This window comes from Priestia sp. AB, assembly GCF_028369225.1.
GTDB classification, from domain to species: domain Bacteria; phylum Bacillota; class Bacilli; order Bacillales; family Bacillaceae_H; genus Priestia; species Priestia megaterium.
Map to the genome: position 1 here is coordinate 18,369 of NZ_JAQMYN010000025.1, position 16,347 is coordinate 34,715.

Sequence of the window (16,347 nt, forward strand, 5' to 3'; positions counted from 1 at the left end):
CTTAATACGATACGAGGAAAAACCTTAACAATTCTTAAGAAATACTTATGAAAAAATAATTTTTATAAAGAATCTAAAAATAAACGTTACATGCTGGTCTTAAGAAAGGGATGCTATCAGTTCTTTTCCTTTAAGAGCTGATAGCATCCCTTTTTTAATTGTATACTTGTTAACATGAAACGTATTCTCAGCATAAAAAGGTTTGGGGTAATAAGTTCAAGCTCTTCTTTTCTATGCAATTATCAACTGAAACCTAACATGTGTTGTTGAAGAGAGCGTGTGAAGTTTTTGTGAAAAAGGGTATACTAACGTTATTAAATAAAGAGGTGCTGCTATGGAATCTCCTTTTGAAATGATAACAAATGTGGACAAAGTCGAAAATGCTTATTATGTAGAAATAAAACCGGGTGAGTACAATGCAAAGTATTGGAATAAAGACTCGGTCTATTTTGCTGATGAAGCTTTTGCTTATTTCTACACCACGATTTGCAAGTATGTGCCACAGTATCAACCTACAGAAGTGACAGAAATTAAAGCCGAAACATGGCTACGCATCAGTAATCAGCTGCAAGAACTCGCATGTTTTTTGAGTAGCAACCCTCCTATGATTAAACTAAAGAAATGGATCGATTTTAATAAAGTAGAGGAAACGTACAAACAGTTTGATCGTCACAAAAAAAAGTACATTCGTGAGTTAATTAACATGATTGACGAGTTTACAGCGTGGTTGACAAAAATCTGTCAAAAACAATCGTACATCACCATTTTGGGTACTTAATAGGAATTGATGCTACGTCTATTGGGTCATACACCTAAAAATACAGATATATGGGATTATCGGAAAAGAACTCCTTAAGTAATAAGGAAAGCGTGAGGAATGTATACATTCCATCTTATTGATAATAGCAAGAAAAAAAGAGTTGTATTTGTTCAATCCTAAGGATGTTTTTTTTAAATTATAAGATATATCATATAAAAAGCTAATTGACATAATCACTCTTTCCGGAACCAAGCAAGCAAAAGAACCCTTGCGGCAGTAGGGTTCAGCTAAGGATTCTTTTGCTTGAGTATGCGTCTTTTTATACATTGTTGATATGACTACGTTCTTTGGGTAGTTGAAAGAAACGAGAATGTATAAAAAGAGCTCCTTTTATACATATGCAGCATCAAGAAAAATATAAATAAATTGGAAAATTATGATATAATTTAATGGTTATGGCATTCATTCTTCAACGAGTGTGAATCCTAAAAAGCAACCTTACTCCTATGACAAAAATGAGGTTGCTTTTTATTTTGCTCTTGTACATAAAGGACTTTACTACTCCCCCAGATGTTATTTGCACGGCTGTTTTAGACAACAAATTTGAACCTTAACTATTTTTCTATACCATATGCAACAAATCTTTAAAGCCAAATAAGGAAAATTATTAGCTTATGCAGGTCTTTTATATGTGAAGGAGGTTTTATATGAGTGAGATTTGGATTCAAGAAGAACTGTTAAATGCGGAGTTTTATGAAATGGTGGGGCATTATGTTCAATTGGAAGGACCTATTGATTCTGTTTACTTTATATCTGAAACAATGGAAAGCGTTGACGATAGGGATGAACAAAGGGATTTTTTACTCGCTTTCTTAATTAAGCAGGATAGGTATCCTTTATACCTTACATTCCTTTGTGATGATATGATGGCAGAGGAGTTTGAAAAGGAATTTAATGAATTAGGTATAGAATATAGCTATGAATTATTAGAGGAAAAACAAGCTTACTATACATTTTTTAAACGGGTTACCTATCACCCTCGATGTTTTACTTTACCAATTAAAGACGCGCGTACATTATCCTTAGCATTAGAACATACCTTTTACCTTGCTAATATGAACGAATTTTATTCGCTTTCGTATTCTCAAAATTTAAATTTTGAGCTCAAGAGAGTTAAGGAATGGGGCAGATGGAAAAACGTATCTATCCCTATTTTTAAGACGGAAGAAGATACTACATTCATAACTATTTTCTATGATGGAGCAGGGTTTTTCTTGTATTCAAACGAGGATAGATATTCATCTATACAAGAAGTGTGCTCAACTTTCCCAGAAGACTCAAAAGTAGTACAAATTAATGACCGAATACTTGATATTTAAGTAAAAGAAAGGAGACTAGATAATGGGGCGTGTTTCTAGGTTCGTAAAAAATATATTTTTAAAGGAATATCAAACTTTTGCTAAAGAATTAGGCTTTAACTCTTGGGATGATGTCCTTGAGAATACATATGAGATATTCAAAATGCCTCCCGATGCTTCTTACCTTGTTACAGAATCTAAAGAAGATAAGTGGATTGTATGGAATGATGAAGGTAGCCTTCCTTATTCATTTTTGGTATTTAGTACATGGTTTGATGCTATCAGTTATCTTAGAAAGATATTTGAAGAAGGTAAGTATGAAGAACACTATTGGAGACCAGAGGGATTTGATCCAGGAGAAAATGTTTTTAAGAATATACCTGACAAAGAAAAAAATAATGAATAATAGAATGTTTTGAAATAAAGTCAAATACACAGTCCGTAAAAGTATACATTTTTAGCTACCATTTAGTTATTTACAAAAAATATGTACGTTCAGTGACATCTAATAAGGAGAGATACTTTAATGCCACTAGTTTTACTAGTTTTTTATCAAACGATTTTGTTTAGCATTGTACTAATAGTTAAAGTACTATTAGAAAATTACAATGAATCATTATTTCATTTAAATTTAATAATGTCATTTTTGGGGTCATCCTTCATTTATGGACTAGCACTCTTATTTTTAGTATATGTTTATAAACGATATAATACTATCTCGTTTAAAAGAAGAATCATAACATCTATATTGTCTTTTTTGCTTTCTTTTTTTGTAACGATTATATTTTTATCAATGATGGAAAAATATGATATTGTTTACTTACGGTTATATTTTGGTACTTTATAATTAGCAATCCTAATAAAAAGCTATCTCATCCTATGGGATAGCTTTTTACTTTTATCTTTTATAGCATGCTTTCAGTAAATTCAAGTAAAGTAATAAAAATAATAAGACCTATTATAGTCCCTAAAATCAGGGAAGTAATATTAACCCACCATTTATTGTTTGACTTGAGAAACCATAAGCCAGCAAGTATTATAAATAAATATTTTGCAACAGTCTCATTTACATGTAAAACTTCAGGTAAAAAGATGACTGATAAATAAAGACCCACAGCTATTATTAAAGAGCTTTTAATTAAAATCAGCAAATAGGTACCCTCCGTTAAATATCTTTAAATATAAATTTTATAACCTATATTAAGTTAAGTTGTTTCGTCAACACATTAGTCACTGCTTATTGCATATGAGATTAATTGTATTATGTCAATAATTTCTCTCTTATGGGTTCTAGCTTTTTAAATTTCTTATGATAAGATTGCCTTTGTAATAAACTTTCCACTAACTTAAGAGCATCCTCTTTGCGATTGGCTTTCACATAACTATCAATAACCTCAATGTATTGTTCATCATATGGAAATTTCTCTTCTTGAACCAGTTCAAAAGCTTTATCAAAACAAAGAGTAGCATTATTATAATCCTTCAAATAAAGGTATGTTCCTCCGTTTCCAGCATATAGACTTGCGAGTTCTTCGTTATTTAAGCTTGAAAGCTTTAGACCTTCATTCCTAATCTCAAGTGCTTTTTCATATTCCTTTTCCATTTCGGCAATAATAGCTGCATTGTGAAAGTGCTTAAACTTTGTTCGCTTTTTCTTAGGACGAGTGATCTTAAAGATAATTAAAATGACAATTAAGTCTCTTATTACTGAAGAGGCATCGTAAGCAAGGTTCTCAAGGCTATATTTTGTTACGGTCCTATAGATTAAACGGATCACATCATAAATAAGAGAGAAATATAGCATATAAAGAAGAAATTTTTTCAATTCGTTCCCGACTTTCTATTATTAAGTTCCTTTATTATACATGATGTATGGTAAAATGAGTCGATAATATGACAAATAAAGAAATATATGGAACCCAATCATTCTAATAAACTACTAACGCCACTAAGAGGTTGATTGCGAGGAAATAAACATGAATGACTATCCTAGAACAGGTTTAAGATTGAGGAGTGAGCCCGGCGTAGACTCAGAAGTAAGAATAGCATGCATTAACTTTTGTAAATGGTTAAGAACGCAAATGGAGTTTCCTATTCGAGTTGTTATTTACCTGAAAAAAGATGATCAAATTAAGAACCGGACAACAAAGGAGATGGTAACAGCTACTTTCTTTGCTCCCTACGAAAAAGATGTTGAACCATATATCCGCATTGCTACTGGGGATTATAAAGATTTGATTAAGGAAAGAGGAAAAATAGATGCCTTGTATGCGATGTTAGACAGCATTGCCCACGAACTTTATCATTATCAACAGTGGTTGGAAGATAAAGAATTAGAGGAGGAAGAAGCTGAAGAGAAAGGGTCTCAACTAGTTGATGAATACGCCGAAAACATTGATTCAATTTTAGATTTCTAACCATCTTCACTAACTTTTCATGAAGGTTTGAAGTACCTAGAAGGTACACTAATTAAACGGGAGGAGATAGAATGAACCCAACTATTGTAGATGAACTCATAAAAAAGCTTTCCTTACTCGATTCAAACAAGGAATACATTGAATTAGCAGTTGATTTAAACGACATTTACGAAAGTAGTAATAAACTTGATCGATTGATTACAGACACTCTTAGTTCTCCACTAGATCAAGAAAATCTAATAGAACAATTAATTGAAATAGAGGTCGAGCTTGATCATATTAATTGGCATTATAAAAGCTTGAAAAAAGAATTAAAGCAATTGCTTAACACTTAAAGCGAAAGAAGGTGAAGTTTTGAAAAAAGAATTTTATCAGGGAGATAGTTTTTGGAGCGACGATAGTGAATATAAGTGTATAGATTATCCGATAAATGATGAAATCATAAAGCAAGCTGAAGTTATTTTAGGTGTTAAGCTACCTAGTTCATTATTGGATTTACTGAAAATAAGAAATGGTGGGGGATTAAACTACCCATACTTTATGTTACCTGATGGCGATGCAGAAAGTATTCCTTATGGAGGAAGAGCAAACATTGATTCAATTGACCCTATACATTTTGAAAATGATGACATAAGTATCTTATCTTCCAAAGAACTATTGGAAGAAGTCAAACTCAAGGGTGAATTTGTGGTTTTGTGGACGGATTTTCACTATTGGGTCGTGTTGGATTATCGTAATAGATCACAAGATCCTACTGTTATGTATATCGCAGAAAACTTCTCAGCTTCAACAAACGATACTACAGAATGGGAGTATATCAAAATAGCAGATACTTTCGATGATTTTCTAAAGCAATTATTTCGTGTACCCCCACTAGATCCAAAGCAATTAAAAAGCAGTTATAGCCGCAAACAATGATTAAGCTAAACCAGTTTTTTAGAGACTACATTTTTTTGCTATAATCCTATTTTCATTGGTTTAATATATATTGTTTAACCTCTACAGTATATAATGCAGTATATCGTTTACTTTTAATGTAATTCATGGAGGGAATTTTGTATAAGTTAAAGTGCATTCCATTTTTTGTGTTTATTATTTTGTTCCTGCAAGGCTGCGAAGACTCATTAAATAAAAAAAGTAGTCGTGAACAAGAAGAAACTACCTTAATAGAAGATATAGAGAAAGAGGAAGAGGCCATGACAACCGTCTATGATAAAGCTAAATGGCATTATGAAGGAGATTTTCCAAGTAACTTGAGTGAAAAGCAGGCATTCGTTCATACTGGAATGTATCTTGGTTGGATTATTGAAGAAAACCTATATAGCAAAGAATTTGAAGAAGAAGCTGCGCAGGAGATTATAAAGTTTAAACAAAAGAACATGACCGGAACTGAAATATATATGGAATGGGATGGCGTCTTTGCCAGCGATATGCTGAATGCCGAAGGAAGAGCCTTTACAAAAGATTACTTTGATTTTGATAAAGGAACTTATTTAGATGATTATGAAGCTATATTTCCTCATATAAAATCCCTTTATGAGGTAGAAGATACGTGGAATAATTATGAGGTGATTAATACAAAGATTAATGAGCGTTTTGATACTTGGAAGCATACAAACGAAGAAAATAAAGGTGATAAGTTATTTACGGTTGATTCATATATAGGTTCATTAAAGAAAACACTTAAACAAAATGAAGATAAGTTAATTAACAATATCGAAAAAGTACATACTTTTCATTATTATAAGGACATTGATTTACTGGACTTTGAAATCTTCATTCAGCCATTTGATTTGTCTATTATTATGTTTTCTATGGACAATGAAGCGAACGAAGTTTTTTATGAAGGAAACAATCGTGCCATTTTTTCAGGTAGTTATGAGTTACTTGAAGAGTTTGAATACTATGAGCTAGCCGACGAGCATTCAGATGAGTTTTGGGATTTTTATGAACAAAATGAAGAAGAAATATCTGCTGCTGAGAAAGAATTGATTTCAAACTGGTTTATCTCTTGTTGGAATAAAGCTGGCGATAATGGAATAAATCTGCCTGTTTATCTAGACTTTCATGATGATATAGAATCTTTTGATTTAAAGAAGAACAAATGGATCGATAGTGAAGACAAATGGTCTGACGAAAATAGCAACTAAATTCATCGTACAAGTAAAAAGAAGCCAAACAATCGTAGTGGCTTCTTTTTACTATCAATACTCTCATTATAAAAAACAAAAAATTATGTGTTAGTAAAATTATACGTTTGTAGTTAACATATAACCATTTATAGGAAATTATTTTTAAGAAGAGAACGTTATCTTATAAAATCAATCCCAAAAATTAAATATAACTTCCCCAACTTTCTTTGGTTTCCAAAAAAGGATTTGCTCTAACTCGCTGCTGCTCAGCCTGTTTGTATTTTCTAAGCTTACCTTCCCTTTGCTTGTTCTAATATCTAAAGGTTCATTAAGTTCTTCTTCACTTAAAACTTTATAAAATGGTATGAAATCCTTTGATAGGACAGGATCATCAATAAAATTGATATGTTGAAATTCAACAGTAGAAGCAAAAGCTAGAAAAGGATAATATGCATTAAGTAACACATACATCTCTCGGTTAAAAATATTCATTTTTACCTTTAAAAAATTTGTTGCTAAATTTGATTCATCAATGTCTAATATTCTTCCCTGATTTTTTCTAACCAAATTGAAGCATATATTTTTAAATTGTTTCTCATCTATTTCATTCGGTTTATTAACTATTGAACTATAAAAACCAGTTACCCCATTAGGAAGGTTCATTGAATAACTCCTTTCAGGACGCTTAGTTATGTATATTTTATATGTATAAAGTATTTAATTCTCCCTCTTAAAACTCACGATTCATGCTCCTTTTCTTCATCAATCCATCTATCTTCAGTCAATAGCCCACACTTAGGGCATTTATATTTCGTATCTATTTGAGTTGTTATTTCTTCAACATTACAAGGTTCACATAAATGGATTAAAAACAAATATCATCACACTCCCAATAAATAGAAACCACATCATTATTATGTGTTTCATAAGTGATAATAACATCTTTTTCATACTTTAGAAGATTACGTGAGATTAAATTAGCTTCTCCTTTTAAAAAAGAGAACATCAAACGCGAGCTTTAATACAACAACTGTTTTTAAATAATTTTAGGTAAAATATCTTTATCGTTTGACAAAGGATAAGTCTTCCATTATCATCAACTCAAACTTATTTACGGGGAGAGTTAAAGATGAAAATTTATGTTGATGCAGATGCTTGTCCGGTAAAAGATATCATTATCTCTGAAGGTACGAATGCTGAAATTCCTGTTATCCTTGTTACTAGCTTTTCTCATTTTTCTAATGTGGAACAACCATCAGGAGTGGAAACCATTTATGTTGATTCTGGAGCAGATGCTGCGGATTATCGGATTATGGGGTTAGTAGAAAAAGGGGATATAATCGTTACGCAAGATTATGGTCTTGCTTCGCTAGGTTTAGCAAAAGGGTGTGTGGTACTTCATCATAATGGGTCTAGCTATACAAATGAAAACATTGACCAATTATTACAAACACGTTATTTGAGTGCAATGGCTCGAAAAAGTGGAAAGCGTACAAAGGGGCCAAAACCATTTACACCCGAAGATAGAGAGAAATTTAAGGGGCTTTTTAAAAGAGCCATTTCACGTTAAAAAAGAACCATCTATTTTCAAGAAAACCCTAGAAAAATAAATTGTCCAAATATTAAACTAACCTGTCTCGTTAGCTTAAGTAAATAATAAAGTACTTCCGTTATAAGTCCTTTAATCTTTAAAAAGATTTAACATTGAATTTAGTGTATTAAATACTTAAGTAGAAATACCAATAGGCGACCTATTCCTTCTGCTCAGAAAGATAAAGTCACCTACACGATTTTTCCATTCATTATTATTTACCCTTTCTTTTTTCCTATTTATAAATTTATTGGTTTACATGTTTCTGTTCTAACTGATTTACTACATCTTCCTGACATTCATTGATAAATAAATAAGTAAGGTATGAATGTAAATCAAATCGTTCTTCATTAATAAATGTAGAGAAAACCTGTTTATAATCGCTCAATAGTTTGACCTCCTTTATGTAAGTTCCTATTTTTTATTATTGTCCAACTAGCAATCTCTTATACATACAAATTAACAAAATATTTTATATGATAAGCTATTTTCATCTTGTACTGGCCCCGCCTACGCCATATACAATGATAGCCAAGCTTGCTATCCAACCTTATTTTCATTATATATGTAATCGCTTACAAAATAAATTAAAATAATTGAATATTCTGTTTTTATAGCGATATTAGGGCCAGCATGAAAAATTCTTATAAGTAGCTAAAAAATTAAATAATTAGAAAGAGACTGTATATGTTAAAGTATTGGACTAAAATCCAATCAAAGTCCGCAAAAGTATACTTTTACGGACTGTGTGTTTGTATAAAAAATTTATCATTCTCGACGTTCGTTTAAATTTAAAAACAATTTACGAACGTTCTTTAAAATGCATGTAGTTTTACGAACGCTTTTAGCAAACTAATAGATTGAAAAGTCTACTTCCTATAATCAAACTTATGTTAACTCGAAAAGAAGAAGCCTGTATCTAAGGAGATACAGGCTTCTTCCCACACTGTTTAAGAATTTGTTCATTTGCCCTTGTTTAGGCCCTTTCGTTACGTATATCGGTTCATAACCAAAGTGCCTTGTGTAAGATACGAATATCTACTTTCAATTTGAGGCAATACGTTTGTTGAAGTCGCTGTTAATTCTTTCAAAACTAATCAGTCCCTTCATAAATTAAGTATTTACCTTCTCACAACAACCAACAATAATATTAGCGCTGTACTATATGTGTACCACATGTTTTAAAGCTAAAACGTTAATCCAACAGATTTTTTATAGTTTTCTCCTTCATATATTAATTAAAGAATCAAACAGATGATAGTAGTGAATTTCATTTCATATTAAAACATGTTTATTCTCTATCAAAAAGGGAGTTTCCAGCAATCCCTGGATTAGTCATTTCAAAAGGATTTAAAATAAGATCCAATTCTTCTTCTGTTAAAACATCATACCTTAAGCATAATTCACGTACGGATTCACCTTTTAGTATTGCTTCTCGTGCGATTCTAGCAGCCACTTCATATCCAATATGAGGATTAATAGCCGTAATAATACCTACACTTTTCTCTACGTATTCTTTTAAATGTTCTTCATTCGCCTCAATCCCTTGCAGGCAATAATCCGTAAATGTTTGAAAAGCATTATTCATGATGCTAATGGATTGAAGTAAATTAAAAACAAGAACAGGTTCCATGACATTAAGCTCAAGTTGACCTGCTTCAGAAGCTAAGCAAATTGTATGATCATTACCGATAACTTGAAAGGCAACCTGATTAATCATCTCTGGCATGACAGGGTTAACTTTTCCAGGCATAATCGAAGATCCTGGCTGACGAGCTGGCAAAGTGATTTCTGCTAGGCCTGCACGAGGCCCAGATGCCATTAGACGTAAGTCATTCGCTATTTTCGACATATTTACCATACAAATCTTTAATGCTGCAGAAACTTCTGTATAAGCATCTGTATTTTGAGTCGCGTCTACAAGATGATTGGCCTTCTTAAGTGGTAAACCACTGATATTTGCTAGATATCTTACAACATTTTCGATATAACGTGGATCTGCATTTAAACCCGTTCCAACTGCAGTTGCTCCCATATTAACCTCATATAAATGTCCATAGGATTGCTTAATACGTTTCATATCGCGCTCAAGAACACGACTATATGATTCAAATTCTTGACCAAGACGAATTGGAACTGCATCCTGTAGGTGAGTACGTCCCATCTTTATAATAGAATCAAATTGTTCTGCCTTTTTCTGAAATACACTATGCATATAATTCATTGTTTTCAGTAACTTATTTAACAGATTAAGCGTTGCAATATGGATAGCAGTTGGAAATACGTCGTTTGTTGACTGTGACATGTTTACATGACTATTAGGGCTTAAATCGGAATAAGAACCTTTCTTATGACCAAGCAACTCTAAAGCTCTATTTGCAATAACCTCATTTGCATTCATATTCATTGAGGTCCCCGCACCACCCTGTATTGGATCAACAATAAATTGATTATTTCTTTTCCCTTCAATAACCTCGTCTGCTGCTTCAATGATTGCATTACCCAACCCATCATATAACCTTTTTGTTTCCATATTAGCAAGAGCCGCAGCCTTTTTAACGATTCCTAATGCTTTAATAAGCTCTGGGTGAATTTGATATCCTGTTATTGGGAAGTTTTCAACTGCACGTAAAGTTTGAATCCCATAATAAGCATCAGTAGGAACTTCTTTTGTTCCTAGGAAATCTTTTTCGATTCTTACATTTTGTTTTTCTGGTATTTCTATATTTGTCATAACATTGATCTCCTTCTTTACATAAAAAGAAATTTTTTTATGCTACGTCCGACTTTTTAATAGAATCTGTATAATGCTTTGCTTTTTCTTTGTCGAATCCGCCTTCCCACTTAGACATCACAATAGCAGCTAATGCGTTGCCTACTACGTTGACAGATGTACGAAGCATATCTAAAATACGATCAATACCAGCAATGAATGCCATACCTTCTAGAGGTAATCCCATTGATCCTAGTGTTGTTAATACAACAACAAATGATGCTCCTGCAACTCCTGCCATTCCCTTGGAAGTCAACATCAACACAAGTAAAAGTGTAATTTGTTCTATGAAAGATAAATGAATGCCATACATTTGTGCGATGAAAAGGGCAGCAATGGCTTGGTAAATGGATGATCCATCAAGGTTAAAGGTATATCCTGTCGGAATAACAAATGATGTGACAGCTTTCGGACAACCAAAGTTCTCCATTTTAGTCATTAACCTTGGTAATACTGCTTCAGAGCTTGCGGTTGTAAACGCTAAAATTAACTCATCTTTTAGGATTTTTATAAGGACTAAAACATTAGTTCCAGCCATTTTTGCAATAATACCTAATACTACAAAAACAAAGAAAATCATGGTCAGATATATAACGAGTACTAACTTTCCTAAAGGAATTAATGAACCAATTCCAAATTTCGCGACATTCAAACCAATTAAAGCAAATACGCCAAATGGGGCAAATTTCATAACTAAGTTTGTCATCCAAAACATGGATTCTAGTACACCTTCAAAAAAGCTTAAAACTGGTTTGCCTTTTTCTCCAATTGCTGCAACTCCTAGACCAAATAAGACTGAGAAAAAGATAATTGCTAATAAATTCCCCTCAGTCAATGATTGGAATATATTAGTTGGGATAATATGAACGATTTGAGCTGCTACACCTGCACTCTCAGTTGTTTTAGATGTTTCTTCATATTTGGATATGTCACCTTTCTCAAGGTTTCCCATATCTATACCAGTACCTGGATGAAATATATTTGCAGCTAATAAACCAATAGCAAGTGCAATTGTGGTAACGATTTCAAAATAAAGAATCGTTTTTCCACCTAGCTTGCCGAGCTTTTTAATATCGCCTACGCCAGCTATAGATACGATGAGTGCTGATACAACGATAGGAATGACAATCATTTTAATGAGGTGAAGAAAAATATCCCCTAAAGGTTGAAGAATGGCCATCGCTGTATTATTTCCATAAAAAACAGCACCTACCGCAACCCCAAACGCAAGACCAATAAAAATCTGTGTAGCTAATCCGAATTTTTTCACTTTGTAACCCCTTTCATTTCCTGTTACATTAAAACAAGATATTCATTTTTTGTTTTAATGTAAGGTTAAGCCTAGTCTATAATATCATCTACAAAATACAACAGAAATCTACAGGAACACACAAAAGGAAAATAAAGTATTTATAAGATTTAATATTTTTTTGAATTATGCATAGCCAACCTTTACGTTATAGTTGCAAGGTGTTCCAAAATGGAAGAGACGTGTATAAGTGGGCATGTTCCCCCCCTCTCTTAGACATATCACGGTTATTAGGACAAGCAAACTACAAAAAACGAAGTAATCGGTTTTCTATACACAGTGCCAACTTTAAAATGATTGTATCTATGTGTGAGAGGTTAGATTTTTTACCTCCTTCTGTATATTAATCTATAAAACTAACTAAACTAATAACATGTTCCCCTATTTCAATAAATTTGAAAATCCTTTGCTACTTATAGCAAAGGATTCTTTTTTGCTTATTAATATTCATTAAAATATTCTTGGATTTTTTTAGGATCCTTTGTTTTAGTTAGAGCAAGCATTAAGAGAATACGCGCTTTCTGAGGATTCAACGAATCAGACGTGACAAACTTATCTTTATCATCTGAAGCTTCATGAGTTACAGTTCCATTACCCGCACGGCTAGATCTAGTGATGATTACCCCTTTTTTAACCGCATCTTTAGCTCCTGATAAAGCAGCATCAGACATTGATCCATTTCCGGATCCTGCTACTACTATTCCTTTTGCCCCTGCTTTTACAGCAGCATCATAGAGGTATCTATTATCATTTTGATATGTATAAAGAATGTCTACTTGAGGAAGTTTATCAAGTTTTGATACATTAAAAATTGATTTTGTCGTATGTTTACGAATAGGTTCATTATAAAAGAATACCTTACCCCCAGCAACTTCTCCAACATATCCTTGTTCAGGAGATTTAAACGTATCCGTTGCTGTTGTATTTGTTTTTGTTATGTAGCGAGCTGCACCAATTCGGTCATTCAGAGTTACTAAAACCCCTTTATTTTTTGCTTCTTTACTAGAAGCAATCTCCACTGCGTTGTATAAGTTTAATGGACCGTCTGCGCTTATAGCCGTAGCTGGTCTCATTGAACCAACAATAACAACAGGTTTTTCACTTTTTACTACAAGATTTAGAAAGTAGGCCGTCTCTTCCAAAGTGTCTGTTCCATGTGTCACTACAATTCCATCAACATCCTTAGATGCTAATAAAGTATTAATTCGTTTTGCTAACTTTAATAATGTTGAATTATCCATATTTTCGCTTCCGATGTTTGCCACCTGTTCCCCACTAACATCTGCTAGTTTTTTCATCTGAGGAACAGCCTTTATTAACGTTTCAACACCAAGAGCTCCTGCCTTATATCCAGTTGTAGCTGTATCACTATCAGAGGAACCTGCAATTGTACCACCAGTAGCTAAAATTTTTATATTAGGTAAATCTTTTTTTTCCGAATGGTTTACGACTGTTTTGGCATTATTGGTTGTTGCATCAGCAGATAGGCCAATTCCTGAAAATAATAATGCAGCAGATAAAATGGTTATTCCTAAGTTTTTTTTTAGTTTCATAGTTAGCTGTCTCCTTTATGTAGAAAATTTGTAAGTAATATAATACTAATAATATGGAAGCAATTTTTTCTCTATAGTTAGTTGTCCATTAGAAATTCCTCCATCAAAGTATAATTAATAAGAATATAGATACAATTAAGCGTTTTCATTTTCTTCTAACAAGAACATAGCTTTAATCTATAATAGGAACTACATAATCATACAGAAAACAACAAAAAAATTATAAATTTCTAAAATCAAATTTGATAATTTATGTAAAATAGAGTGAGAAAATCATTAAAGGTTTAACAAAATGAGGTTAAGTGAGCTAATTGATGTTCGTTTTACATAGAATAATTTCACCTTCACTTTTTGTGGTAATCTAATAAAAGTCAACTAGAAAAGAATGATCAACATGGAAGAAAAACAGCAGCAAGAAATCGATCTTGATAAAGTGTACGACTATGCTGAATTTCCGGATAAGGTTAGTGGAAGATGCGACAACTGCAACTCATCTTACTTCAAAAGTTCGGTAAAAGGTGGCGTTTTCTTGCGTGAATGCCGCGAATGTGGCATGAAGAAAAGTATTTAATTGGTATTGATCGAAAGGGTTGGGGGAAATGAGAGATATTTGGGATGATGGATACAGTCAATCAAAGAAATTAACAGAAGAAATGGTCAACGATGCAGAAAAGAAGTTGGGTGTGAAGTTACCAAAATCCTATATTGAGTTATGTAAAATGCAGAATGGAGGCTATTTAAAATATTGTGACTACCCTACCTCCGTTCCAACAAATTGGGCAAACGATCATGTAAATGTTCCCGAAATTTATGGAATAGGGAAAGAAGGCATTTTATCTAGTGATTATTATATAGAAGAATGGGACTTACCTAAAGATATTCTTCTATTGTGTGGAGAAGGACATTGGTGGGTTGCATTCGATTATCGGAATACAAAAGACAATCCTCCTATTATTTATATGGATCTAGAATGGGGAGCAGACACACTTATTTTTGAATTAGCTCCTAACTTCGAAACATTTGTAAATGGCTTATTTATTTATGAAGATGAAGAATGACTATATTTATACAATAAAAAAGAACTGGCATTCAATTGTCAGTTCTTTTTTATTTATTTCATAAGTAAGGAGCTTACGCCTTTGTGTTAGTTTAATCGTGTTTTCACTCTTTTTAAAATTTGAGGCACCCAATTTACAAAGTTGCTGCCACTGATTCGTATGACTTTATATCCTTTTTTCCTTTTTGTGCCGTAGAATATGAGTTCGTTGAACGTTTTTGATTAAACTTTATTTTCAGGTTAAATATCCAACTCTTTCAACTGAATAGAGATAAAACGTCAAGTGCATCCTCATGAAATACGGTGAATATGAGCATACTGAACCTATCCAACCCAAACTAGGAGGTACACGATGAAAAATCAGTCTAACAATTCTCAGCCTGCAATAGGGGATGACAGATTTAATACTGCTGGATATACTTCTGATAAAGCAAATATCAATGATGTACATGGAAAACATCCATCTAATTTCAAAGGGAAAGTTTCTACCTCTGAGAATGAGGATGCTTCTTCTACGAAACCATAAAATCCTTTCTAACGAGAAACCTTTTAAGTTCTCGTTAGAAAGGAAAGCAGGTTAATATTTATTAACCTGCTTTCTTTATTATTTATTATGACAATACATATGAGGATTATCTGGTTGTTCTTCACGTCGTACTTTTGTTACTCTTACAATGGAAAGCGTCTTCTGGAATACTTTGAAACAATACCTAAAAGTGTATTTTTGACTATTGAGATGATCTACTTATTACTTATAGATTTAGCTTAAAGAGTGAATTTTTCAACATAATTATAATAAGGATAAATTGAATCTATGAAGTAAACCAAAGGTGGTGGTTCCTTATGAAAAAGAGGGATAAAAGACGAAAAAAGAAACGTGATTTTTTAAAAGATTACTTAAAAGACAAGTTAGGTAATTGGAAACCCAGACTTGGCAAAGGGCCTACCTATAATTATAAGACAACAACTCAAGAAAATAGGGACCTTGACTAGATAATATTTAGGTGTAGGTCTTTAGGAATTTTTCACTATGAAAAATAGCTCCCTTTAAAATATAAGTTATGTAAACTTAAAAAAAGAAATAACTAAAAGAGCACCCTAAATGAATGCTCTCCTATCTTTTGTTCAATAACATTACAAAGTTTCAAGAATGTTATTACTTTGCTTTAGTTTCCATTTTATTCCGACACGCTGAATGTCTACAGTTACACTGTTACCAACTAGTGCCATACTCCTCATTACTGGTTTCCATTTCTTAGAGTGAATACTCTAGACCAATCTTTCATGTACTCAGAGCTCCTTACAAATACGAAAAGAGCAACCATCATATACTGGCTGCTCTCTCCTAGCAAAAATGCACTCACACAAATGTGTATGTGAACGTATGAGTGTTATAC

Annotated in this window: 18 protein-coding genes and 1 pseudogene; 12 read left to right on the plus strand and 7 right to left on the minus strand. The window is 32.6% G+C overall.

Translation table 11 applies throughout. The annotated features are described in order from the left end of the window. The first annotated feature begins 334 nt into the window (after positions 1 to 334). From POF52_RS29345 to POF52_RS29355, 3 genes are all read left to right on the plus strand, one after another. Positions 335 to 778, plus strand: a complete 444-nt coding sequence (locus POF52_RS29345; RefSeq protein ID WP_271997520.1) for a hypothetical protein — start codon at positions 335 to 337, stop codon at positions 776 to 778. Between the two features lie 689 nt (positions 779 to 1,467). Continuing rightward, positions 1,468 to 2,139, plus strand: a complete 672-nt coding sequence (locus POF52_RS29350; protein WP_271997522.1) for a hypothetical protein — start codon at positions 1,468 to 1,470, stop codon at positions 2,137 to 2,139. Positions 2,140 to 2,161: 22 nt separating this feature from the next. After that, complete coding sequence (locus POF52_RS29355; RefSeq protein WP_271997525.1) at positions 2,162 to 2,524, plus strand: hypothetical protein; 363 nt, start codon at positions 2,162 to 2,164, stop codon at positions 2,522 to 2,524. Positions 2,525 to 3,023: 499 nt separating this feature from the next. On the opposite strand, the gene POF52_RS29360 is transcribed toward POF52_RS29355, so the two are convergent. Both POF52_RS29360 and POF52_RS29365 read right to left on the minus strand, forming a co-directional pair. Further along, positions 3,024 to 3,269, minus strand: coding sequence for a hypothetical protein (locus POF52_RS29360; RefSeq protein ID WP_271997528.1), 246 nt, complete (start codon positions 3,267 to 3,269; stop codon positions 3,024 to 3,026). Positions 3,270 to 3,379: 110 nt separating this feature from the next. After that, positions 3,380 to 3,943, minus strand: coding sequence for a hypothetical protein (locus POF52_RS29365; RefSeq protein ID WP_271997531.1), 564 nt, complete (start codon positions 3,941 to 3,943; stop codon positions 3,380 to 3,382). Positions 3,944 to 4,094: 151 nt separating this feature from the next. On the opposite strand from POF52_RS29365, the gene POF52_RS29370 reads away from it, so the two are divergent. The 4 genes and pseudogenes from POF52_RS29370 to POF52_RS29385 all read left to right on the plus strand — a co-directional run. Beyond that, on the plus strand, positions 4,095 to 4,535 hold the full coding sequence (locus tag POF52_RS29370; protein ID WP_075420371.1) for a hypothetical protein: 441 nt from the start codon (positions 4,095 to 4,097) through the stop codon (positions 4,533 to 4,535). Between the two features lie 71 nt (positions 4,536 to 4,606). Beyond that, positions 4,607 to 4,870, plus strand: coding sequence for a hypothetical protein (locus POF52_RS29375; RefSeq protein WP_074683180.1), 264 nt, complete (start codon positions 4,607 to 4,609; stop codon positions 4,868 to 4,870). A gap of 19 nt (positions 4,871 to 4,889) precedes the next feature. After that, positions 4,890 to 5,453 carry an SMI1/KNR4 family protein gene (locus POF52_RS29380; RefSeq protein ID WP_271997538.1) on the plus strand — a complete coding sequence of 188 codons (564 nt, stop codon included), beginning with the start codon at positions 4,890 to 4,892 and terminating at the stop codon, positions 5,451 to 5,453. 278 nt (positions 5,454 to 5,731) lie between these two features. Next, a pseudogene (locus POF52_RS29385) lies at positions 5,732 to 6,145 on the plus strand (DUF7832 domain-containing protein); the annotation flags it as partial. A 711-nt stretch (positions 6,146 to 6,856) separates the two neighbouring features. Here the strand turns inward: POF52_RS29385 and POF52_RS29395 are convergent. After that, positions 6,857 to 7,330, minus strand: a complete 474-nt coding sequence (locus tag POF52_RS29395) for a hypothetical protein (RefSeq protein WP_271997541.1) — start codon at positions 7,328 to 7,330, stop codon at positions 6,857 to 6,859. Positions 7,331 to 7,796: 466 nt separating this feature from the next. Between POF52_RS29395 and POF52_RS29400 the strand changes: the two genes are divergently transcribed. Next, on the plus strand, positions 7,797 to 8,237 hold the full coding sequence (locus tag POF52_RS29400; RefSeq protein WP_028409936.1) for a YaiI/YqxD family protein: 441 nt from the start codon (positions 7,797 to 7,799) through the stop codon (positions 8,235 to 8,237). A 268-nt stretch (positions 8,238 to 8,505) separates the two neighbouring features. Here the strand turns inward: POF52_RS29400 and POF52_RS29405 are convergent, their stop codons facing one another. The 4 genes from POF52_RS29405 to POF52_RS29420 form a co-directional block, all read right to left on the minus strand. Continuing rightward, positions 8,506 to 8,646 (minus strand): hypothetical protein, encoded by a 141-nt coding sequence (locus tag POF52_RS29405; protein WP_271997548.1) that lies wholly within the window; start codon positions 8,644 to 8,646, stop codon positions 8,506 to 8,508. 903 nt (positions 8,647 to 9,549) lie between these two features. Continuing rightward, a complete protein-coding gene (gene aspA / locus POF52_RS29410) occupies positions 9,550 to 10,992 on the minus strand; it encodes an aspartate ammonia-lyase (protein WP_271997550.1) in 1,443 nt (480 codons plus the stop codon). Between the two features lie 37 nt (positions 10,993 to 11,029). Further along, entirely contained in the window at positions 11,030 to 12,301 is a 1,272-nt protein-coding gene (locus tag POF52_RS29415) for a cation:dicarboxylate symporter family transporter (RefSeq protein ID WP_271997553.1), read from the minus strand. Positions 12,302 to 12,780: 479 nt separating this feature from the next. Further along, a complete protein-coding gene (locus POF52_RS29420; protein WP_074682449.1) occupies positions 12,781 to 13,893 on the minus strand; it encodes a type II asparaginase in 1,113 nt (370 codons plus the stop codon). 394 nt (positions 13,894 to 14,287) lie between these two features. Here POF52_RS29420 and POF52_RS29425 point away from each other — a divergent pair, with 394 nt between their 5' ends. The 4 genes from POF52_RS29425 to POF52_RS29440 all read left to right on the plus strand — a co-directional run bounded on the left by POF52_RS29425 (position 14,288) and on the right by POF52_RS29440 (position 15,943). Next, entirely contained in the window at positions 14,288 to 14,464 is a 177-nt protein-coding gene (locus tag POF52_RS29425; RefSeq protein WP_098197509.1) for a hypothetical protein, read from the plus strand. A 28-nt stretch (positions 14,465 to 14,492) separates the two neighbouring features. Beyond that, positions 14,493 to 14,951, plus strand: a complete 459-nt coding sequence (locus POF52_RS29430; RefSeq protein WP_271997560.1) for an SMI1/KNR4 family protein — start codon at positions 14,493 to 14,495, stop codon at positions 14,949 to 14,951. A 351-nt stretch (positions 14,952 to 15,302) separates the two neighbouring features. After that, entirely contained in the window at positions 15,303 to 15,476 is a 174-nt protein-coding gene (locus POF52_RS29435; protein ID WP_161595670.1) for a hypothetical protein, read from the plus strand. Positions 15,477 to 15,793: 317 nt separating this feature from the next. After that, positions 15,794 to 15,943 carry a hypothetical protein gene (locus POF52_RS29440; RefSeq protein WP_271997565.1) on the plus strand — a complete coding sequence of 50 codons (150 nt, stop codon included), beginning with the start codon at positions 15,794 to 15,796 and terminating at the stop codon, positions 15,941 to 15,943. Positions 15,944 to 16,347 lie beyond the last annotated feature (404 nt).